Origin of the sequence: Neorhizobium sp. T6_25 (genome assembly GCF_002968555.1) — a bacterium.
GTDB lineage: Bacteria > Pseudomonadota > Alphaproteobacteria > Rhizobiales > Rhizobiaceae > Neorhizobium.
The window spans coordinates 452,008-472,859 of sequence record NZ_PVBL01000001.1; the positions used below are offsets into that span (position 1 = coordinate 452,008).

The following is a 20,852-nucleotide window of genomic DNA, read 5'->3' on the forward strand; positions in this document are numbered from 1 at the left end:
CGGACACTCCCGAAGCCCCCGTCGCTCCGGTCAATCGCGGGGTGACAAAATGCGGGCGGCTCGGTCGAGTGATGCTGGTCGAATGGGCGCGCGCCGACCAGATTTCAAGTAGCGCAGTAAAAACGCCGATCGACATGGACGAGCATCGTAAAGCGCCCTATCACCATTTTATGGGCATAGAGGACAAGTGGACGTTCTCTGGACGAGGTAAGAATATGAACGAGAACGATCGGACCGCCGCCGCTGAATTGAAGGAGCTGGAGTATAATATAGCCCACCTGGAGAACGAGAAGCAGAAGGGCTGGCTATCACCGACCAAGCAGAACCAGCTTGCCGAGGATCGAGCACGACGCGACGAAATCATGGAGGGACACCACGCATCCGCTATCAAACAAGGCGCTGACGCCATAAAGGCGCTCAAATATCTGACCTGACGCCCCGTAGACGCTGAGCTTTAAATGGGATCAAGACTCGATCCGAGTGCGGACCCTGCAACGGTGACCGGCAGCACAATGGTTCTTCGCAGCATTCGCTCGCTCAAGCAGGGCAGCGACCGACGCCGATCGCGACCTGCTGCATGTTCTGTCTTGCCGATGCGTTGTGGTGTTCTGCCCCCGCCGCTAATCCAGAACGCGCTGAGCGAACATCAGCTCGATTAAGTGCCAGAGGCAATGGCACGTTCAGCGTTCGAACCGCTCCAGCATCCTCTTCAGTTGCGCATTTTGCAGCTGAAGCTTGCGCGCCAGCTGGTCCCGCAGCAGCCTGATCTCCTCATCGAGGCGGATTGCGGCGTCGGAAACGGCGGGAACGCCTGGAGAGGGTGGCGGAACGGCTTCACCCCCTGCCGCTGTCTTGCCCCGCGTGCGGCGCTTTCGCGTTGCACCTTCGCCAGTCTGCGTGGGTTTCGGTGCGTCGTGCACGGCCGAATTGGCGTTACCGGACAAGGCCGGATCAGCCGCCTCCACGCGCCCGGCGCCTTCGATATCTGCCGTGCCGTCAACAGCGCTTGCCGTTTCTTCGGAATGATCCGGGGCCGCTGACACCACCTCCGATTGTTCGTAGGCGACCGGCTTTTCGTCGACCGGAGGATCGACGGCGTTCAATCCGTTGTCGGCGACCGTTTCGGTCGGTTTGGCGATGGCCAATACGTCCGGCTTCACGTCATCGGTCCGGCCCTGTTCGTGGTGCTGCTGACGTCGCGGCGACACAAGCCGGGTAAGAAGTTTCCAGGGAGACGCCATTTTATTCGACCTCGTATTCTACCTCGCATGCAGGCTGCGAGCAAAAGCGTTGGCGGCGGGACTAGCCGCCGCCAAGATATTCGTCTCGATATAGCCTTGAGAATGCGGCCGGCGCTTGACCGACGGCTGCCGATCAACCGAGGTTGAGCCGCTTTCGCAAATCGGCATTTTCAGCACGCAGCTTCTCGGCCAGCTGCTTGCGCAGTCTTTGGTTTTCGTCTTCCAGCTGCAGGAGATCCGCAAACTCGTCAACTGCCGCCACCGACGGAGCGGTCGCTGCCTGCACCGCCTTCGCAGCACGTTTGACAGGCGCACGTTTGGCGCTTGGCGCACCTTCGTCGGACCTTGCCTTGCGTCCTCTCTTCGGCTTGACCGCTGCGGCATTCGAAGCCGCTGCCGGTTGCGCCGAAACTGCGGCTGAGCCCGTTTCAGCGGCCGCCTTTTTGGCGCGAGGTTTGCGCTCCTTCTTCGGTGCGGGCGTCGCAACCGTCGGCGTGTCAGCATCTGTCATCGTATTAATATCGTCGGCCATTATGGTCTCCTGTAAAGCCGCTGCATTTGTCTCCTGCTCAATCGACGGTGTCAACAACGCCGCCGCCTGTTGTTCGCCGGCGAAAGACATTCCGGGACTGTTAACCTGGGACGTTTCCGCAAGGACTGGCATTGCCTCGTCCTGCAGATCCTGCGCAACGGACTTGAGATCCACGTCTCCCCAGATCGAGTTCGGATTGGAATTGAGTTTTCGCCGACCCGATCTGTACTCGACGGCAAAACTGCGCTGGACTTTTTTCACTTTAAGAGGCCTTGGGTGTCTGCGGTGATGTTTCGGCGACGCTTCAGCATCGCGACAAGCCCTGCAGATAACCCCAATCGCCCCGCCGGTCCAGACCCATGGCGATGCCCGGCCCGAACGCGGTTCCGAACTGCCGCGGGTTCGCTCAAAACAATGACCCCTGGCGCCCAATGGGGCAGGAGGCCGGACCGCCGCAGTGCATTGGCTCATGCGTGTGGAAAGTACTGACTAGCAATTTGTCAATTGCCTGTGCGAGAAACAATGTTGATCAGCCTTTGCGCTTTCTGAAGAAGAAGTTGCAGCACGAAGAGCTGTTCCGGCAGACGCGGCTTCGAGAACATTGCGAGAAGTGTTCCGAGAACCCCGCCGGCGAGAAGGCATCCGGCGGACGCGCAAGGGTGGCACTGAAAAAGAACCGGGCGGTTTCTACAAGTGCGCCGAAGAAGGGGAAGGCCGCGACCCCCCAAATGGCCGGCTAGCTGCTGGTTAGGTACCTAAAGCTCGACCTGCGCCATGATGTTCATGGCCTGCAAGTTCGCTTCCAAGGATGAAACTGAAGACCGTTTCAGGCTGCCTTTCGTCCGCTCGCTGCAATATCGGCGGAGCGACTGCGATTGCCTCTGCATAGCCGGCAAGCGCTTTCGACGGCAGGCCGAGCGCCTTTTCGAAGGCATCACGCGGCGGGTGTGCCAGCTGGCGGAACAACGCCGCCGCGCGTCCGGCGTGGCGCTTGGCTGCAACGCGTTTGCCTTCCCTGATTTTCACACCGGCGGCGCACAGCAAGATCAGGCCTTTGAGGAGGGTGCGGATATTGCTGCCCTTGTCCGCAACCTGCCAAAGCCCTTCCCAAGCCTCATGAGCCTCCCAGTAGTAGCCGTGGTTAAACAGGTCTTCACCCCAGGAGAATTCCTCCGATTCAACCGCGGCGACCAAATGGACAGGCTGCGTCTGATAACTATGTCCCGCTGGATGGCGAACAGGATGCGGCTGTCGGCCCGGCAAGTATGCGTAGGCGGGAAACAGTCTGTGGGGAACCAACCGTGGACGGTTCATGGTTTTGCCGCTAAACGGATCTGAGGTGGGCAACAATCCCTCCGGTGATCAGCGGCGAAATCCTGGCGGTCAACTTCCGAGGGACGACGACCTGCGCCACTAATCGGCCGCCAGTGTCCAGGACTGCACCCTCGCCCTGCTCGATGGCCTCGATCAAGGCTGAAAGATTCTGCCCCATGGCAGCGATATCGTCAGCAGCTTCGGCACATTGCGCGGGATCGACACGCCCTTGATCCATGGCAACAACGAGGCAGACCAGCAATGCAGCGTCTTTGGCTGAGACCGGGCGATCCGGCAGCGACAGAATCCTCTCTCCGGCCGCCCCGGCCGGATCCAAAGAAAAAAGAATCTCCGCGCTCAACACGAAGTCGCTGTGCTGAAGGTCCATTTCGTCTGCAATCAAACCGCAGAATTGTCCGAACTTCATGATTGACCTCCCTCCGTAATGTCGTGAACGCTCGCAAAGCGAGCCCCATTGGAGATAGGGTCATCTTCAGGAAACACCAGCTATGTCCGTCTTCGATGTACCGCGGTGCGCCTGTGGCCGAGTAAGTGGCCGGCGCCGCTCGCGGTAATCTCATAGTTTCCGTCGAACATCCGTACCTCCCGCAATAGAGTTAGCGGAGCGGTGATGCGGCAATATCAGGAGAGACAGCTTGCTGCGCCATATTGCTGATTCGGAACGGGATTATTCAGGCCCTTTGTCAGTAGCTCACCCTCGATGCCGGCTCCCGCAAATCTGCACCAGATCAGAAAGAATGGTTCCGAGCTTCGGCCACGGCGCTTCCTCCAGGAGCCTAGCCGGAATTCTCTGTCTCCTGCACGCATTGCAGCAAAACTTTTGGTGATGCCCAATTAAAGGAACGACTGAGATGACGTCTGGTTAAGCTCCAAGCGGAGATTTCAGGCATGTCGGGCACAACCGGGAAGTTTAAACCACTCCTAAGCCTGCGATCGCTTGTCGCGATGATCCTTGCCATACAGTTCGAGGCGAGCGCTCGGGCGCCGCCTGGCAAATGTGTGGCGCCGTCACAGCCAAACAAGGACCGCGGTTCGGCGCGCGGTTCTCAAAATTTCTCCAAAAACTGGAGGAACGAGCTCAAAGCCCTTCTGTCGACGACGGCAAAATGGTGGAGCCCCGGCCCGACCTCGGCAACCGGCGCGCCATCCGTCCGGGAGAGTTACCGCCCAATGCCAATCCGCCGAACAATTCCGATAAGCAGGTTCACCTTCCATTTCGGTTCGGCATCACGAGGTTACCCGCTGGTGGAAATTAAAACCCGCTCTTACTCTTTCGACACTCCGTCCGCCAACGCTTCGCGATCCCTGAGGATGCGGTCGATCAGGCCCCATTCCAGAGCCTCTTCGGCCCTCATAAAGCGGTCCCGATCCATAGCCTGCTCGAACTCCTCATAGGATCGCCCGCAATGCTCGGCATAAAGGCTTGTCATGAGATGCTTGGTCTTCCGGATCTCCTCGGCATGAATCAGAATGTCGGAAGCCTGACCCTGGAAGCCGCCGAGGGGCTGGTGGATGAGGATGCTGGCATTCGGAAGGGCACACCGCTCTCCCGGCTGGCCGGCCATCAGTAGAAACGACCCCATTGAACGGGCCGTTCCCATGCAGAGCGTATGGACCGGCGCGCGGATGAAGCGCATCGTGTCGTACATGGCAAAACCGCTGGTCACGACTCCACCGGGCGAGTTGATGTAGAGGTTGATCGGCTTGTTCGGATTTTCGGCTTCGAGAAACAGCAGCTGGGCGCAGACGAGGGCGGAAACGGTATCGTTGATCTCACCGTTCAGGAAGATGATCCGCTCGCGAAGCAGACGGGAGTAGATATCGAAAGATCGCTCCCCTCTCGAGGATTGTTCTACGACCATAGGGACGAGTTGCATCGCTTCGCGCATCGGCGAACTCCAATCTTCAGCTTTGGGTGGGGCGAGGCTGGCCGCGTCAGGCGGCCAGCATAAGGGGCGGGCTGTTGGCGTTGGCGACGGATCTCGGCAACCGCTCGACCGTGGCGCCGGTTAGTTCATGGATGATCCGCAGGCTCGTTCCACCTTCTGCATTCGGGGCGATCGTGAAAGTGACGAAGCTTTCGAGAAATGGTGGGGTGTCGTCGCGCAGCCTGTAGCGAACCCGCTCGCCGGGCGTCACGGAAACCGATTCCGGATCGGCGAGCGTCTCCTTCGGCAGCCATTTCTCGCGAAACTCCGAGATGCTGATTGCCCGCCAGACCTTTTCGGGTGGTGCATCCAGATCATAGCGCTGTTCGAACCCGCTTTCCTGCGCCTTGGTCATTTGGTCGTTCATTGATCCATATCCTTCAGCAAGAGCTTGAGAGCGTCGATGCGATCCGGCCAGTAGGCGCGGTATTTCACCAGCCATTGGACGATGAGGGCGAGCCCATCCGGATCCACCTCGTAATTCACGAAACGGCCCTCCCGCTGCTCCCGCACCAGCCGGGCGGCGCGCAGCACGGCGAGATGCTGGGACATGGCCGGCTGGCTGATATCCATGCCCTGGCGGAGCGCGCTGGCATTCATGCTGCCCCCCGCCAGCTTCTCGAAGATCGTGCGGCGGGTCGGGTCGGCAAGGGCTCGGAAAAAATCTTGTTCCATGATGAAAATACATAAGCACAGACTTATGTCATTCACAAGGGGTTTTGTCGCTGGGGACTCACTGTCGGAATAGAGGGATTTCGAAGTGAGGTCGAGGGTGTGATACCCCCTCTATCCTGCCGGACATCTCCTCACAGGGGGTGGAGATTGGCAAGTGGCTAGATCTGCCGGCATCCCGACATGGACGCCGGCCTTTCCGGCGGCTGCGTCGGCAGCCGGCCCCCGGCGTTTCGAGCGGCTTCCGGCGATCACGGCGCCCGCCTGTCCAGGCGGCATAGACGGATCGCAGCGACTGGGGCTTTGGGAGCTGCGGCCCATCTTCCAAAACAATGTTGAAGCTCGCGGTTCGCCTCCTCGGTCAGATCAACGGCAACCTTCTGAAAGACCTTCCGCAGGGAAATCCGGCTGGCCTTGTCATCGATGAGAAGGCCATCGAAATATTCGGTTCTGGTGCTGGCCGCTTCGATGTGCATAGCACACGCCACGGCCCTGCGAGCCATGATCCGAAAGCTGACCTGTTCGTTCTGCCGAAGCAAAGTCACTGCTGACATTGGGAACCGACGGCTTGGTCGCACGACAGGATTGTGGCGAACAGCCGCCACGTGTCGATTACCGGCTGACGGACAGGGGTCGGGGGTCGTGCCGGTCTTTATGTCGGCACGAGAACCCTCGCGGCAGTACGGGGAAAATCCGGCTAGCGTCACGCCATTTCTAGTGATGAAGATCCGGTCATCGAAGCGGCGGTCTCCGATTGATCGTGGGAGGCATTCAGCCGCCGCGCCACGATATCATGGTTCAGCCACTGGACAGGCCCCGATGGGTTCGAGGATTCGGCAAAAATAAGCTGTCCGGTCGCCTCGACCACGAGGCTGCTCAGATGGTCGCTGATCATTGCCTTGGTGCCACGGTGCATAGCGGTGATCTCATTGGACGTGCCGATAGTCAGATCGGCCTGTGCCTGGCTATTGGCCATCGGCCACGCCGCGAAATCGTAAAACGGGCGCATGACTTCGCTGGCCTGCATGGCGGTGATTTTGCGGAAGACATCATCCATGGTGAAGCCGTCCGCCAGAAGGTGCTGGCATGCCTGCCATTGCTCATCTGCCCATCGCCCGCCGTTCTCCTTCTTTAACGCAAGCAGCAGCGGAATAAGCGGCAGCTCGATCCCGGTGAATACGTCGGAGGAATTCGTGCGGATTTCGGGACAGTTAAAGACCGTGGCCTTTACACCCGCGGCCCACGCCTCCTCCGCGATACGCTCAAGCGCCATCTTGGCGTAGCCCTGGGTATAGTTCGTGTAGGTCTGCCAGCGATAGCTCCCGTCGATGAGAACTGCCGATCCGTGGTAGCCGTAGGCCGCGTACCGGACCTGCCCACCCGACGCCTCCACACGCTCACGGATGGCCGCACTAAAGTCGATGAGGTGTCGGTAGGTGTTTGCGGAGACGTCATCGAAATTCTGCAGGATGAGCTTGCCCATATCGCTGTCGAGTAGCGCCTGTGACGACATATGACGGCTTCCGCGTCCCTTGTAGATTCGATTGGCGACGACGAGAAATATCTTCGCCTTCGGAATGCCTCCAGCCATCGTGTGGGCAAAGAATACATTCCGCCCGCCCACAATCATGCCATCGAGGATGGCCATCACCTCGGAGAGAGCTGTTGTGAACCGTCTGGTGGCAATCGCCCGGCACTGCGAGACGTAATCCCAGTCAAGCTTTTCCTGCTGCCAATTCTCGAGCGTCATCGCAGCGAGCAGGTCGGTCGGCGTCGGACCGCCTTCAGGCGCGTCGAGATCGAAACCCGCCATCAAAGGAATGTTGATGATCCTGCCACCCAGCCGGGACTCGGCCGCTGATAACTCCTCGGCATTAAGCGGACGCAAAAAATTGTTCTCGTCGCGCCGTCCAACGGTAATGCCGACGATATCCATGCCAGCCTTGCGGGCTTCGTCCAGCAAGCCTGTGGCATATCCGCGTCCGAAAAGCTCACCGAATAGGACGAACACGTCGCCCTTTCGGAAGACGGTATTTTCGGACAGACGGTTCAGTGCGACCGGGTTTTCCATACGTTCGGCTCTTTGGTTACACGTCGCCGAGCGAGACTCGGCGACCTCTGATTGTCACAAGACCGCGGCGACACGGAAAAGGGAAGTCATTTTGCGTGACTGTCCATTTCAAAACGTGATGACGGTGGGTGTTGCTTCGGTCCTTTTGGCCAGGCCGAGTGAAGGATAGTTCAAATGCCCGGCCCCCGGCTTGATTTGCGACATCGCGCAGACTTGTCCAAACTGAACGTCAGATCCGACAGCTTGGGACATCGATGAAATGGCAAAAGCGAGCTGGTGATTATAGCGCAGCCCTGGAAATCTTTTCGCAGGACATCAGCGGGGGCGGCCCGCAAGTGAACCCGGGCTGCCGTCCTGCGAGCGGCGGAAGAGGCCGACCTCGATGTCAGCGGCCACTAACGATACGGTGCTCTCACGTTCATCTGGGAGGTTCGCACTTTGGACGTATCGAATTCGTTCAACTTGCCTTTAGCTGCTCAATTCTGATTGCGGGACCGCGCTTCTGGTTGAAGAGAGACGGCAGAAACCCGTCGGGAATTCTGTACGCAAGATTTTGCTGGTTTGGCTGGCTGGCCGCATGCGGCACAGCCGCTTGGGATCTGCCCAAGCACGCCGCGACGCTCGACTAACCATCGCTGGCCGCAGATCCGCATTATCGCAGCGTCTAAACATATTCGTGGAGCACAGGGCAGGCTTCCCTCGAACGCGATAATCCTCGCGAAACCATTCACCATTGAGGACCTCGCTGAGCACCTCCATGACAAGTCAGTCGATTGGTATAGTATGAAACTAGACCAGGTCTGGTTAGGCATCCAAGGCGCGCGCAGATGAGCTGCAGGTGTCATCGAGGGAGCCGAGAGGCCGCATCCGTGCTTTTCAGAAAACTGATTTCTTTGGCGGACGAAAGAGACGGTGCCTTGCCCATATGCTTCGGCCAGAATCGTGATGAACTTTGGCGGCTTCGTCATTGAGGTTCGTCGGGCTCAGTAACCAATCGGACCGGCAGCCTTCAAGACATCGCAAGATCAGGTTGAATGACCACAATGGTGCGCAAAGCGGCCGTTGCACGTTCAGCATGATTGCAGCCCGTCTGATCGTCGAGGCGCTAGAACACCTGAACGAGTTATCCTCCTCGGTGGATCACTCGGTCGCGAGCGACCTTCACGTCGGAGCCGCAATCATCAATGCCTCCTTTGCCGGCATAATCATGGCCGTGAAGATCAACCTGGAGCCCGACCGCATGGTCGATCTGCACCAACATACGGCGGAGACGCGGGCAGAGCTTGCTGCGCGCCGCCACCGCATTCGCGGCCCTCAAAAGTGCCGCTGCGCAACAGGCTTCCAAAATGAAACCTGCGCGCCCGAATCGACCGGCCGAGAGCGTCGATCATGGGCGGTTGCCAGGCAGTTTGTTCGTGGGCTTTGCCTCAGCAACATCATGTCGCGGATTTGCTCCCCCCTCGGACCGACCATTTCCTCCCAGCGAGGACGCTTCCTCCACAATCCGGTCGCGGGCCACGTCATGAACCTCGGTGGCGATGGAGACTGCCTTGTGGACGGCGTCCGAGGCCAGGTCCTCAGCCCTATCCAGTACCCTCGACGCCCCAGACGATAGCCCGTCTTTTACGTTGTCGGCCGCCGCGCCAACCGCTTCATCCTCCTGGCTGGTGTGTGGCAGGGCCGCTCCAATTGCGGCGCCGACCGCGAAGGCGAGCGCACCGCCCACCAACGGCTGATCCTTGAAATGCCTGACGATTGCCTCGTTGAACTGAGCACCCGTGTCCAGCGAGTTGCGTCCTACGCCTGAAATCGCGTCGCGCATCTTTCCGGCGGAGCCTGCCACGGCCTGCCATGTTTCGGAGGCCCATCCGGAGGCCTCATCGAAAAGCTTACCCGCCTCGTCACGCAGATCATTGATGTGTCGACCGGAAGCATCTGCAAAGCCGCGGAACGTTTTCCCACTCTCGTCGATGAAGTGCCCGGCTCGGCGGCCACCTTGGTCCGTCAGCGCCTTGAAGCGCCTTCCGGTACTATCTGCGAAGTGGCTATAGCGATCGCCGCCGTTGCTCTCGACAGGACCGATCCGTCGCATATCGCCTTGGACTACAGCCAATGGATAATCGGGGCCGCTGTCGTTGCTCGGGCCTTCACTGGTTTTCGGACCCGCCATCAGCCATGCAAGGCTAACTCCCATCAACGCGACCGGAATTGGGTTGCTCTTCAGCGCATTCACGAGATTGCCGACATATTCGCCACCGCCGCTGGACTTCGCGTAGGCTATTACCTCGTCCACCAACTGGCCCGGTGACATTCGCTGCTGAATGTCATCAATCCGTTTCTCGATGCGCTGACGATCTTCCTCTATCTCGCGCTCGATATCGGCCGCGTTTTGCTTTCCCGAAGTCTGGGCCATTATGTTCTCTCCTTGATGATCTGTGCATCGCGCTTCAGCGATGCAGACGTCCGGTCGAGATTGAGATTGTTGCCCCTGAAAGCGGCCAAGCCACGAGAAATCAGGCCCCAGGCGACCAGCGCAACGACGATCCCGACGACGACAGAGGAGATCGCGTCGGCACTCGGTTCCGACATGCCACGGGTGACGAGGAACGCCGTCAATCCCCGGACCAGCGCGGCGAGCAAAACACCGATCGCCGCGATGGCGAACACCAATCCGGCTGCAAACGCCTCCACTCCGGTGACCGCAGAGGACATTTTTTCCGCAGCCTCGGTTTTGGCAAGATTAATCTCCTTGCGGAACAGGCCAGTTATATCCTCGACCAATCCGCTGATGAGTTGGGGGAGCGACGAGTTTTCCGATGAACTAGCCATTGAAATTTCCTTCCGATTTTTGCCCCGCTGGGGTGGGCCGGTTCGACGGGTTGCCTCCGCCCGTTTCTCCAGAGGCAGCAAAGGACGAAGTTCTCTCCGCCGCGCCGTCGCTGCGGCGAGCCGAAGCAGTCAGAAAGCGGCTTGCCGCCAACCCGGCGATAGCCGCCATGCCGAGGAAGGCGAAGGGCTGTTTGCGCCCGAAATCCTCTGCCATGCCAGCAACTTCGCCCATCTTGCGATCATGGATGTCGTTTGCGAACCGCTGGATACTTGCGCCAATGCCTTTGGTCATCCGGCCGATATCGGCTTGGTCGCCTGTCTGGAGTTCCCCTCCTACCTTTTCAAGGGCAGCAGCGACTCCGGCAAGCTGCGTCGCAAGGAAATTCTTCTGGTCGGTAGCACCGTCCCTTGCCTTGTCGCTGACGCTTGATATTTGATGCTGCGCAAGATCCTTGAGTGTTTGCATGTCTTCCGAAAGTGTCTCGCGCAACTCGTCGGCGGACGAGGCCGTATCGGCACCAGCGTTGCCGGCCGTTCGATCTTCCTTAGCCGCGGCGTAACTTGAGGACAAAGCGCCTCGGCCGCCCTGGCCCGTACCAGTCTCAGTCATAGAATCCTCCCGGGTTGAAATCGGCTTCACGGCGAACCATCGCAATGATCTGACCTCCAACCGGAAACAGGTGATTTTGTTCCTGAAGGCGTGGGAAAGGACGGAACGCAGCAGCCTGTTTGCTACGGCGCGCCCGTCGATCTTTCGGCAGCGATTCATTTCCCGTTGCATCAAGACTCGACCTGCACCGGATACGGCTCCTCGGGCTCTGACTGAACCATCAACATTCCCTTGTTCGGGAAGCCTCATGCGCGGGTTTCGTCGGCTTTTGCGGATCCGTCAGCAATGCCTCGGAGGGTATCCTCCACTATGGGATCAAGCGCTCCCGCGAATAAACAGCGCGGGGGAATGCATGACCGCTGGAAATCCCAGGCTGGCAGCTCGGACCTGCTTGTCGTGCCGGAAGGCCCTCATGCTTCGAGCGGCTGCCGACCCGGCTGGCTCTCAAGACGCGGCAGTTTATGGCGGACTAGATCAGCAGGACATTGTCTTAACCCAGCCGGAAAATCCCGTCGCAATAGCACATTTGCTCCGCAAAAGGAGCAGGCGGCACAACGACCTATGGGCCTTACTGATCTGGAATAGTTGTGAGCCTCGAACGTTGAAGCTCGGAAATTCTCAGGGTGGAGATTTTTCGAACTAGGAGAAGCCTAAGCATGGGGACCGCAAATGAAGCGGGGTGCGGCCAACCCCAAGAGGCATCGCAGGTAACACGTGCTGAGGAGATCGCGGCCAACTCAACCCGCTTTAGGTGTTGGAATTACGGCCGTAGCAGGAGCGACCGGCTTTGGAGCGGGCTAGGTAGGTGCAGGTTTCGACGGCGTTGGTGCAGTATTGCCGCGCCTGCTTCTCCGCGCTGGCAGCCTGCTGCTCGCGCCAACCTTCCCACCTCGAAAAGGATCCGTCTGCTCGGCGTGTCTCTCTTCGCTGGAACGGCAAGCACGGGCCGCGGCACCACAGCTGCGGCTGGCCCTTTAGAGTGTCAGCATAGTCTGAGCAGCAGAGATTGAATGGCACTGGACCTTCAGGCGATTTCGTTCCAGCGTAGCCCGGGCCGATTCATGGAAATAGTAAACCGTTAGGTCTAGCGCGAATTCGCACAATTGACGAGTGACCATCTAGCCCTAGCTCTGTACTTTCATTGCGGCTAGGATCCGATGTCAGCACTTACTTCCGTTCTCCGCCAAGCCATCCAGCGCTCCAACGATACCACGGTCGCAGGGCGGCAACGCATCTATGCCTCCGCCCGCCGTGGAATAGAACGGCTTCTTGCACGCGCAGACATGACGATGGTGCATGGTTCTCCCCAAACCCAACTGCACAGGCTCGAAGAGGCGATCAAGGAAATCGAAAGAGAATTCTCGGCGGATGACCGCGACTACACCGGCCTGCAGCTGGATGGCAATCTGCCCGATCTTTCGACCGATCGCCGGCCGCGGCGTAGCCGTGCTAAGAACCGTACGTGAGGATGGCGCGTTCGCAATAGGTTGATCCGCTCTCGTGGCTCTCCGCTGTCGTTGCGCCAGCCGGGTTCGCTTCCCGGCCGCCATGTCCGCAATGGCGGCCCTCTCGTGGGCCGTGCCGCGACGAAATTCGATCGCACACGAGGTCGGGCATGTCAGAGATCGTCGCGCTGCCCTTAGCCACGGATGTCGAATGGGTCACGATCGGCGGAGCAGCGAAATACGGCGATGCACGCGCCCGCCACGTTTTGAAGCCTTCGGAGGCGCGGAACGTGACCAAGTTGTCTTCGAGGCTCTGCCAGGTCACCAGAAGCCTGTGAGTATTCGGCGTTTCGATCACCCGGTGCAGTGCCAAGTCCAAGCAACCTTCCGCCGACACGAAAGGGGGCCTTGCCGCCGCGGTGGGATGTGGGGCATCGCAAGCAGCAGCTGTCGGCCGCTACGGCGTTGTCGAGACGCATCGTTCTCTCAGCACGTCGTGTACGAGCTGGGCGCTGAAGGGCTTTGAGATGAATGTGGCGTTCTCAGGGATGTCCCCAGGCCTCGGCTTGGCCGCGCCTGACGCGACTATGACGCAGATATGTGGCCAACATTCGGCCACCTTGCGAGCTAGATCGAAGCCGTCAAGATGTCCGGGGGTCTGAACGTCGGTGAACAGCAACTGGAGGGAGGAGTATCGGGTAAGGAACTCGAAAGCCTCGTCCGCGGTCCTCGCTTCGACAATGGCATAGCCCTCGTCAGCGATCATGTCCGCAGTATCCATGAGGATCAGGGGTTCGTCATCAACGACGAGAGCGATAGGCTCGTTCAGCCTGGCAAATTCAACTTCATCCATGGATGCTAATGCACCGGATGATCGAATGTTCCGTATCACGAGAATGCCAGACGAAAGCTTCCAGAGGTGACCGGGTCAAAAAGCTGATTGCTCGGCGACATCATCTGCTTATATGAACTCCTCGCGGATCTACGGCCGGAGTCATTGGAAATAGCCGATCAGCCAGTACGGCGGATCCTGCCCTGACGTCGGGCACACGATCGCTCGCTGTGATGTGGCGGTCGTGGCACGGAAATTCTACAATGTGCTGCGTTGAAGGTTCATCGATAGCGGCGACGGTAAAGGACGAGCTCGCGAAATTGACAGCCGAGAGGTGGAGATGGCGGAGAACCGGGAACAGCCCGGCTCTTGAGGGGGAAGCGTGGTAGAGGGTCAGAAGACTAATAAGCGAAGCAAAAACCGATCGCGGCAGTCCGGCTGTTCTGGCGCCGCTGATGCGAAGGAATATTATAACCAAAGATACTAGGGTATCCTCGTCGCTGATCGGGAAGTGTTTTCTCGTTGCGGGAGGAGAGCGTACCGGCCTAATCCCTTACTCCAGATCACAGGAGATATCAATGACTGCAGAATTCGGCCCGTACATACAGATGCGCAAGCTCGCTCAGCAGATGGCCATCCAGTATCAGAAGGATAGCGACATAGACCTGGCGCCTCTTCTTGCTCATTTCATGGATGAGGTCGAAGTTAACGTCGCTTCCGATCGTTTCGATCATACAGGGTTCATGGAAAAGATCCGCGCGCCCTTGACGCTTGATGCTGAGGTGACATTGGACCAGCGCCGCAAGGAATTCCTAAAGGCCGTCGCGGACGCGCTGCAGGAGCGCCTCCAAAGCGAAGTCGATGCCGCCACCGTCCCAGCGTCGTAAGTCCGCTCCCATGGAGGCCTGCCGGTTTGTCCTGCTGTGAGGCTTTTCATCCTTGCTCCCGCTTTGCGCGGTCGGTCTGGCCCTGACATGTTTCGCTTGCCAGCCCGAACGGAAAAGCTCCGCAGCCGGGCTCTATTCGTTGGTCGAGAATTCTTGACTCTTAACCACGTCGTGTCAGTTTCCAGGACAAGCCAGCCCTGCGCATGATGCTAGACGAAGCGGACATGTACGTTGAATTGATAACTCCGGCGATCAGACGCCGGAAGAGGAGACCTTACAGTGAGCAAGAAAGAGATCACCACTGATCAGTTGATGGATGCCGTGGTCCACATGAACCTAGCGCATTGTGCGGCGATAATGACCTTGGTGAAAACTCTTGAGCAATCGGGAATGATGACCGCCAATGGCTATGGGAATAATCTCCGGCTGGCCTCCGCAGCAATGGCTAACAAGGGCCAAGTCGGAGCAGCGGGGCTTCTCGATGACCTCGCCGATCTGATGGGCCGGGAAGAGAAGACACACCAATAAGCAATCTTCCCGACTGCATTTCGAGCTGGTGCGGGCCACGAATGAGGTCGAGACACTCTCTCCCTAGCGAAGTAACGCCGGTGATCGGCGTATTCCTGACTGGCTTGGCGGGTTATGGGGATTCTTGAGCGCCACGAAGATGAACGGCGGCACGGACTGAAAGAGACGATTCCTGTTGACTCATCCTCAAGTGAGAACATAACTAGAACATCCAAGCCGCCCGATGAGGTTGCTATCCACACATTATCCACAGCTTGAGCACGCTCGGGCGTGAAGGAGTAGCTATGCCTGGAATTCACGAGGCGCTTCGATGATCCGATTTTCACCTGTTGATTCGGTATCGCCTGAGCCCATTAAGACACCGATCGCCCCAGTGGTCGACATAGCAGTGCCGACCCAGCCTGCGCCAATTCTAGAACTTGAGCCTACACCGGAGGCAATGTCTCGTGCGAAATCGATCAAGCCCCGGTCACCGAGGCGGAAGACTGCACCGGCAGCAGAACTCGTTCCCCAACTCGATCTGGAGGCAGCGCTCGGTTTAAGGGTCAGGAAAAAAGATCATCGTGACTGATCGATGATCGAACCGGCACTTGGGGGAGCCAATCTTCGCCACTTGTGGCGGCGGCCTTGAGTGCCACGGCGGCAATTCACAGCCTGAAGATCGTCTCCTGAAGTCATAAGGGAACTAACTGCAGACAAGCCAGCGATCTGGTCGGGTCCGAGGTCCCCGAAAAGCACGGCTATACTAGGCTATATTCAAGAGACGCCTCTTACCAACGCGGTACGATTCGCAGGATTGAGAATCGCAGACCACAGTAAGGCGCCGTTAACCATGAAGGAATATAAGAGCCTACTTGCTTCATCGCAGGTAACGTTGAGCTGCGGCCTGCCGCAACCAAACTTCGCCGGGGGGATGATGAAGTTCACAATTGCGCGAAATCTAGCTGCAGTCGGAATTACCGTTTCCTTCGGAATGTTCGCTTCGTTCGGCCTGCAGCAAATGGCGCTGGAGCGGCTGAAGATCAACGGGCCAATTTATGAGCAGATCGTCTATGGGAAGGACTTGATCGCCGATATCCTGCCGCCACCGCTCTTTGTCGTCGAATCCTACATGTTGTCACATGAGGCCAACGACTTTCCCGACCTCACCGAAGCCAACCTTGGAAAGATCGCGACGCTCAAAGCCGCTTACGAGGATCGTCGCGGATACTGGCGCACGACACGCCTGCCCAAGGTGCTGCAAGACGAGCTCGACGAGGAGGTGTTGAGCAAGGGGAATTCCTTCTGGACCGTCATGGAGAGCGACGTCATACCGGCGCTAAAGACAAAGAAAGCAGGTGCTGCGGCCGATGCGATCCTCAAACTGAAGACCGCCTTCCACGAGCACCAATACGCGGTCGAAAAACTCGTGATCAATTCGGACTCCTACCTCAAAGGACAAGAGAAGAACGCAGCCGAAGAGATCTTTACCTGGACATCGTCGGCCGCCGCAGCGGCACTCGCATCTTTCCTGTTGCTTCTGTTCGGGCTCTATTTTTTCCACGTTCGTGCGATCCTCCCTATCGACGGGATGAAACGATATATGAGCGGGCTCGCCAACGGCGACTTCTCCGAAGAAGTACCCTATGCCGAGCGCGCGGACGAAATTGGGCAGATGGCGCGGGCTGTCGTCGTCTTCAGGATCAATTCGATGGAACGTCGCGAAGCATATCTGCGCGAAACCGCGTCAAAAGAAGCCGAAGCCGCCCGCGACAGAGAGCAATCCATCCAACGCCGGGCGGACGAGGCTGACCGCGACAGCGTCATCGCTTCGCTGACCCTCGCGTTGGACGAACTGTCGCGCGGCAATCTTGGCGTCCGCATCAACGCACGGTTCACTACGGCCTACGAGAACTTGCGTATTACCTTCAATGAAAGTGCCGAAACACTGGCAAGCTCGATTGATGCCGTATCCAGCGCGGCCGGCACATTGCGTCGCACCTCCGAGGATATCGCTCATGCGATTGAGGCACTTTCCCAGCGCACCGAGCAACAGGCTGCGACGATCGAGCAAACCTCCGCCGCACTAACCGAAATCACATCCGCCGTCGGAAGCTCCTCGTTGCAATCCCGAGAAGCCAGTCGCGTGATGTCAGAAACAAGCCGCGCCGCCCTGCAATGCGCAGGTGTTATGCGAGAAGCTATAGACGCGATGCAGCGCATCGAAGGGTCCTCCGGTCAGATTGGTCAGATCATCAATGTCATCGATGAGATCGCCTTCCAGACGAACCTGTTGGCCCTCAACGCAGGCGTGGAGGCGGCGCGCGCGGGTGAAGCCGGCAAAGGGTTTGCGGTCGTCGCCCAGGAGGTGCGCGAACTTGCGTCCCGATCTGCCAATGCCGCAAAGGAAATCAAAGGGCTGATCTCGGCATCCTCCGAACAGGTCGGCAGTGGGGTCGCCTTGGTTAATCGGACGGGCGTGGCGCTTGCTGGTATCGAAACCAAGATGGAGAATGTGGGCCAGCAGATCGAAGCGGTCGTTACCTCTTCCGGCGAGCAGTGGTCGGCGATCGGCGAGATCAACAGCTCGGTCCATGCGCTGGACGAGGTCACTAAACGCAATTCTGCAATGGCGGCGGAAACCAATTCGGCTTGCAAGGATCTCAACGAGCAGGTCCATACGCTGGAGGAGATCGTTGCCCGCTTTCGCGTCAACGCTGTGCGCTCATTCAGCAGGATTTCCTCGGCGGCCTGACTCGATCTCTTTCCGTTCGTCATTGCCTCGTCCACTCCCGCCACGTCCTGGAAGGTCACCCCTGTATCCGTCTGGACGTAGACCTTCGCGTTCGAATTGCCGATCTGCATCAGCCCTCCGCCGAGCTGATCATGAAATCCCCACTCCTACGAAGAGAGTCACCGGGATCAGCCATGACAACAGACCACGAAGGAAGGTGCTCTCGACCTGACCTGTCACCACGTGCTGCAGGTACTGCTGGGCCAGATCAGGATCGCCCCGTGTGGCGAGGAAGCACGGCCGCTCGTTTTGCGGCTCCTGGTAGCGGCCCTGGATGAAATTGTCGGCACCGCGACCTCGGCGATCTTGCCATCCTTCGGGCCGGTCTCGAACTGGCTGTAGGGAAGCCGCCGCCCCGATCGCGAGCGACGATGGAGATCGACTGATGCCCGGCAAGCCACGCTCCAGACGTATCCAATGCTCAATCCGGTAACAGGATGACGGTCTTCCGCCGCTCCAACCCGCAGACGATCGCCCCATAGGTTCCTGAGCGGGAATGCGGTCCCCCGCGCTTGGCGCCAACGATTGCGTTGTCGATACCTGATCACCACGATCGAAGAACCCCGAGGCAGCTGCAGCCCCCACAGGTGGGTACAGCCGGCTTCGGCTTGGCCCGCGGATCCGGCCCACCGCCCCTGGCGAACTCATCGCCACGGCCGGCCGGCAGCTTGAACTCTTCATCGCGATCGGCAAGGTCGCCTGACAGGTCGAACAGCTGCAGGGCGACAAGATGCGCGACCTCCCCTTCCCGCTGGATCCAGCCATCATCGAGGATCCGAGAACGACCCGCCGTGGTTTTTTAAACCGCATGGGCCAGACAACGAGATCGGCAGCCCCGGTCTCGTCCTCGATGGTGATGAACAGGACGTCCTTGGCCAATCCGGGCTTTTGCCGCACCAGAACGAGGCCGACGGCATTGACCCACCGCCCGTCCCTCGAATTCATCGCCTCCCTCGCCGAGATTGTTGTCGGTCAAGTCACGATCCGCCTTGAGGAAGGCGCGTCTGCTGCCCGGATCGCCGCCCTCGCACGTGCGTTGGTGGCTGCGACAGGATCTTTCCATCCTATCCAAACTTAAGGTGAAGGTCGAGCAAGCCGTCAGGCGCAAGTGATTGGGCTATGGAACTAAGCGGCTGAGCCGTTGTTCGACCATTTCCACCGACCCAAAGTAAAGGGAAATCCTTTGAGCGAATTGCGCCAGGAGTTTGAGCTTCGAAGAGATTTTCTGCCGACGGGCCAGGAGGACGAGTGGATTTCACTTCGTCGAACGATATCAACGGTCGGTGGATCGGCGACACCGCAAATTTCGGAGTCGTCGAGGCCGCTTGTCATCGACCTTGATGGCACCTTGGTCCGATCCGACCTCCTGATCGAGACCGCGTTCTCTGAACTCAGGCGCCGCCCCTTTTCCGTCGTTGACCTTGTCCTCTCAATGTGCCGGGGAAAGGCATGCCTCAAGCACCGCCTTTCCGCACCCGCGGATTTTGATCCGGCCATCCTGCCCTTCGATCCCGAGGTTCTGAACTTAATTCAGACGGCGCGGGAAGAGGGACGTCAGGTCTATCTCGCGTCCGCGACGCACGAACGACTTGTCTCCCGCGTTTCCGATCATTTAGGTGTCTTCGCCGGTTGGTTTGCAACGGACGAGATGACGAACTGCGCTGCCAAGGTAAAGGCGGAAAAGCTCGTAGCGGCCTTTGGGGATGGCGGCTTCGACTATGTTGGCAACGACGCCGCAGATCTACCTGTATGGCGTCATGCCGGAAAGTCATATGCAATTCGGACGTCCGCCAGGGTTGCCCGGCAACTGTCACGTCAATGCGACAATGTCGAACATCTTGCGCACGACAAGCCGACCTGGCGCACTTGGGCGCGGTTGCTGCGGGTGCATCAATATGTCAAGAACGGGCTCGTCTTTATCCCGTTGCTGACAAATCAGCTCTTCGACGTCCACAGTCTCGCCAATGCCGCTTTGGCTTTGGTCGCCTTCTCGCTTTGCGCGTCGAGCGTCTATGTGCTGAATGACCTAGTCGACCTGCAGGACGACCGCGGACATCGCAGCAAATGCAGCAGGCCGCTGGGTTGCGGCGATATCCCGCTCTCACACGCGCTCATGGCAATCCCCGTTCTCCTGCTGCTGTCGTTTATGGTTGCCGTCATGATTTCACCCGCCTTCATTTTGGTGCTCGCCGGATACTTTGCGTTGACCACCGCGTATTCATTCTTTCTGAAGCGGAAGATAATCCTCGACGTCGTCACCCTTGCCGCTCTTTACACCGCACGCGTGGTGGGAGGCTCGGCGGCGATTTCCGTTTGGCCTTCTCCTTGGCTGCTCGCCTTCATGATGAGCTGGTTCCTCTCGCTTGCACTCGTCAAGCGATATACGGAGCTCATTTCACGCCGAGCCGCGAACCTACCCGACTCCAAGAGCCGCGATTACAAGAATGGAGACGTCGGCATGATCGGCGCATTGGCTGCCGGGGCCGGGATGAACGCGCTGACATTGTATGCTCTCTACGCTGCAAGCGACAGCGTGCAGGATCTCTACACCCGGCCAGGGATTTTATGGCTGGCGGGGCCAATCCTGGCTTGCTGGATTGCCCGCATCCTGTTGCTGGCCCATAGGGGGCAGATGCATGACGATCCGGTCGTATTTGCGATCAAAGACAAGGTGAGCCTCGCGACTCTAGGCGTTGCCGGCGCCTTTGTAGTCGCCGCGCTTTGAGGTGAGCGAGATGCGTTCCCATTATATGCGTGGAGGGATTCAGACCCGCATCGCGGTTCGCTATGTCGCGTTCGCGATCCTCTCGACTTTGGCAAATTTTGCGGTTCAGGCGGCTGTCGTGAAGATCTACCCGTCGCAAAGCCTTGTGCCGTCAATGTCCGCGGGCACCGCCGCTGGGTTCGGGCTCAAATACTTCCTCGATAAAAGGTGGATCTTCTTTGACCGATACGAGTCGCATGGTGACGAATTGCTCAAGATCGTCCTTTACGGCCTGTTCAGCGTCGTGACGACGATCATATTCTGGGGGTTCGAAATCGTCTTCTGGACAGTCTGGAGAACGGATCTTGCGAAGTATGCGGGCGGGGCGATCGGTCTGGCGATCGGCTACGTCTCAAAATTCGTGCTCGATCGAAAATTCGTGTTCAAGTTGGAGGGGGCGTGACA

Annotated in this window: 23 protein-coding genes and 3 pseudogenes; 12 read left to right on the top strand and 14 right to left on the bottom strand. The window is 58.7% G+C overall.

From position 1 onward, the window contains the following. Positions 1-68 precede the first annotated feature (68 nt). Positions 69-434 (top strand): hypothetical protein, encoded by a 366-nt coding sequence (locus C5L10_RS02025; protein WP_172716874.1) that lies wholly within the window; start codon positions 69-71, stop codon positions 432-434. Positions 435-680: 246 nt separating this feature from the next. Here C5L10_RS02025 and C5L10_RS02030 read toward each other — a convergent pair whose 3' ends face one another. From C5L10_RS02030 to C5L10_RS02065, 7 genes are all read right to left on the bottom strand, one after another. Further along, on the bottom strand, positions 681-1,241 hold the full coding sequence (locus tag C5L10_RS02030) for a hypothetical protein (protein ID WP_105428304.1): 561 nt from the start codon (positions 1,239-1,241) through the stop codon (positions 681-683). A gap of 133 nt (positions 1,242-1,374) precedes the next feature. Further along, positions 1,375-2,034: a transcriptional regulator gene (locus C5L10_RS02035; RefSeq protein ID WP_105428305.1), complete on the bottom strand. Its 660-nt coding sequence runs from the start codon at positions 2,032-2,034 to the stop codon at positions 1,375-1,377. Between the two features lie 486 nt (positions 2,035-2,520). After that, on the bottom strand, positions 2,521-3,120 hold the full coding sequence (locus C5L10_RS02045; RefSeq protein WP_245447895.1) for a DUF309 domain-containing protein: 600 nt from the start codon (positions 3,118-3,120) through the stop codon (positions 2,521-2,523). Then, the gene (locus tag C5L10_RS02050) at positions 3,098-3,514 is read right to left on the bottom strand and encodes a hypothetical protein (RefSeq protein WP_105428307.1); all 417 of its coding nucleotides are present in this window, start codon (positions 3,512-3,514) and stop codon (positions 3,098-3,100) included. The genes C5L10_RS02045 and C5L10_RS02050 overlap by 23 nt, the downstream gene beginning before the upstream one ends. Positions 3,515-4,373: 859 nt before the next feature. Then, positions 4,374-4,997: an ATP-dependent Clp protease proteolytic subunit gene (locus C5L10_RS02055; protein WP_105428308.1), complete on the bottom strand. Its 624-nt coding sequence runs from the start codon at positions 4,995-4,997 to the stop codon at positions 4,374-4,376. A gap of 46 nt (positions 4,998-5,043) precedes the next feature. Further along, a complete protein-coding gene (locus C5L10_RS02060) occupies positions 5,044-5,403 on the bottom strand; it encodes an SRPBCC domain-containing protein (protein WP_105428309.1) in 360 nt (119 codons plus the stop codon). Then, positions 5,400-5,711 (bottom strand): helix-turn-helix transcriptional regulator, encoded by a 312-nt coding sequence (locus C5L10_RS02065; protein ID WP_245447896.1) that lies wholly within the window; start codon positions 5,709-5,711, stop codon positions 5,400-5,402. The genes C5L10_RS02060 and C5L10_RS02065 overlap by 4 nt, the downstream gene beginning before the upstream one ends. A gap of 329 nt (positions 5,712-6,040) precedes the next feature. On the opposite strand from C5L10_RS02065, the gene C5L10_RS02070 reads away from it, so the two are divergent. Together C5L10_RS02070 and C5L10_RS02075 are read left to right on the top strand one after the other, a co-directional pair. After that, a complete protein-coding gene (locus tag C5L10_RS02070) occupies positions 6,041-6,259 on the top strand; it encodes a hypothetical protein (RefSeq protein ID WP_105428310.1) in 219 nt (72 codons plus the stop codon). Between the two features lie 17 nt (positions 6,260-6,276). Next, a complete protein-coding gene (locus tag C5L10_RS02075) occupies positions 6,277-6,426 on the top strand; it encodes a hypothetical protein (RefSeq protein WP_245447897.1) in 150 nt (49 codons plus the stop codon). Here C5L10_RS02075 and C5L10_RS02080 read toward each other — a convergent pair. After that, entirely contained in the window at positions 6,412-7,779 is a 1,368-nt protein-coding gene (locus C5L10_RS02080) for a hypothetical protein (RefSeq protein ID WP_105428312.1), read from the bottom strand. The genes C5L10_RS02075 and C5L10_RS02080 overlap by 15 nt on opposite strands. A 1,030-nt stretch (positions 7,780-8,809) precedes the next feature. Here C5L10_RS02080 and C5L10_RS34860 point away from each other — a divergent pair. Beyond that, positions 8,810-8,998, top strand: a pseudogene (locus C5L10_RS34860) (hypothetical protein); the annotation flags it as partial. Between the two features lie 168 nt (positions 8,999-9,166). Here C5L10_RS34860 and C5L10_RS02090 read toward each other — a convergent pair. From C5L10_RS02090 to C5L10_RS34120, 3 genes are read right to left on the bottom strand one after another with little or no spacing between them, the layout of a single operon-like run. Further along, positions 9,167-10,192, bottom strand: a complete 1,026-nt coding sequence (locus tag C5L10_RS02090; protein ID WP_105428314.1) for a DUF3618 domain-containing protein — start codon at positions 10,190-10,192, stop codon at positions 9,167-9,169. Further along, positions 10,192-10,608: a phage holin family protein gene (locus tag C5L10_RS02095; RefSeq protein ID WP_105428315.1), complete on the bottom strand. Its 417-nt coding sequence runs from the start codon at positions 10,606-10,608 to the stop codon at positions 10,192-10,194. Before C5L10_RS02095 ends, C5L10_RS02090 begins: the two co-directional genes overlap by 1 nt. Next, on the bottom strand, positions 10,601-11,389 hold the full coding sequence (locus C5L10_RS34120) for a hypothetical protein (RefSeq protein ID WP_205837006.1): 789 nt from the start codon (positions 11,387-11,389) through the stop codon (positions 10,601-10,603). Before C5L10_RS34120 ends, C5L10_RS02095 begins: the two co-directional genes overlap by 8 nt. Before the next feature lie 693 nt (positions 11,390-12,082). Here C5L10_RS34120 and C5L10_RS34235 point away from each other — a divergent pair. The 3 genes and pseudogenes from C5L10_RS34235 to C5L10_RS33475 all read left to right on the top strand — a co-directional run. Further along, positions 12,083-12,196, top strand: a pseudogene (locus C5L10_RS34235) (DNA polymerase IV); the annotation flags it as partial. Between the two features lie 179 nt (positions 12,197-12,375). Beyond that, a complete protein-coding gene (locus tag C5L10_RS33470; RefSeq protein WP_172716875.1) occupies positions 12,376-12,684 on the top strand; it encodes a hypothetical protein in 309 nt (102 codons plus the stop codon). 149 nt (positions 12,685-12,833) lie between these two features. Continuing rightward, positions 12,834-13,001: a hypothetical protein gene (locus C5L10_RS33475; RefSeq protein WP_172716876.1), complete on the top strand. Its 168-nt coding sequence runs from the start codon at positions 12,834-12,836 to the stop codon at positions 12,999-13,001. Between the two features lie 119 nt (positions 13,002-13,120). Here the strand turns inward: C5L10_RS33475 and C5L10_RS02110 are convergent, their stop codons facing one another. Next, complete coding sequence (locus tag C5L10_RS02110; RefSeq protein ID WP_105428317.1) at positions 13,121-13,516, bottom strand: response regulator; 396 nt, start codon at positions 13,514-13,516, stop codon at positions 13,121-13,123. A gap of 557 nt (positions 13,517-14,073) precedes the next feature. On the opposite strand from C5L10_RS02110, the gene C5L10_RS02115 reads away from it, so the two are divergent. The 3 genes from C5L10_RS02115 to C5L10_RS02125 all read left to right on the top strand — a co-directional run bounded on the left by C5L10_RS02115 (position 14,074) and on the right by C5L10_RS02125 (position 17,644). Further along, on the top strand, positions 14,074-14,382 hold the full coding sequence (locus C5L10_RS02115) for a hypothetical protein (protein ID WP_105428318.1): 309 nt from the start codon (positions 14,074-14,076) through the stop codon (positions 14,380-14,382). Between the two features lie 279 nt (positions 14,383-14,661). Further along, complete coding sequence (locus C5L10_RS02120; protein ID WP_105428319.1) at positions 14,662-14,910, top strand: hypothetical protein; 249 nt, start codon at positions 14,662-14,664, stop codon at positions 14,908-14,910. Positions 14,911-15,826: 916 nt separating this feature from the next. Continuing rightward, positions 15,827-17,644 (top strand): methyl-accepting chemotaxis protein, encoded by a 1,818-nt coding sequence (locus C5L10_RS02125; RefSeq protein ID WP_105428370.1) that lies wholly within the window; start codon positions 15,827-15,829, stop codon positions 17,642-17,644. 129 nt (positions 17,645-17,773) lie between these two features. Here the strand turns inward: C5L10_RS02125 and C5L10_RS02130 are convergent, their stop codons facing one another. Both C5L10_RS02130 and dnaE2 read right to left on the bottom strand, forming a co-directional pair. After that, entirely contained in the window at positions 17,774-18,079 is a 306-nt protein-coding gene (locus tag C5L10_RS02130; RefSeq protein WP_245447898.1) for a hypothetical protein, read from the bottom strand. A gap of 148 nt (positions 18,080-18,227) precedes the next feature. Next, positions 18,228-18,646, bottom strand: a pseudogene (gene dnaE2 / locus C5L10_RS34240) (error-prone DNA polymerase); the annotation flags it as partial. Between the two features lie 307 nt (positions 18,647-18,953). Between dnaE2 and C5L10_RS02145 the strand changes: the two are divergent. Both C5L10_RS02145 and C5L10_RS02150 read left to right on the top strand, forming a co-directional pair. Further along, positions 18,954-20,408 (top strand): UbiA family prenyltransferase, encoded by a 1,455-nt coding sequence (locus C5L10_RS02145; RefSeq protein WP_371411907.1) that lies wholly within the window; start codon positions 18,954-18,956, stop codon positions 20,406-20,408. 10 nt (positions 20,409-20,418) lie between these two features. Further along, positions 20,419-20,850 carry a GtrA family protein gene (locus tag C5L10_RS02150; RefSeq protein ID WP_105428321.1) on the top strand — a complete coding sequence of 144 codons (432 nt, stop codon included), beginning with the start codon at positions 20,419-20,421 and terminating at the stop codon, positions 20,848-20,850. Positions 20,851-20,852: the final 2 nt, after the last annotated feature.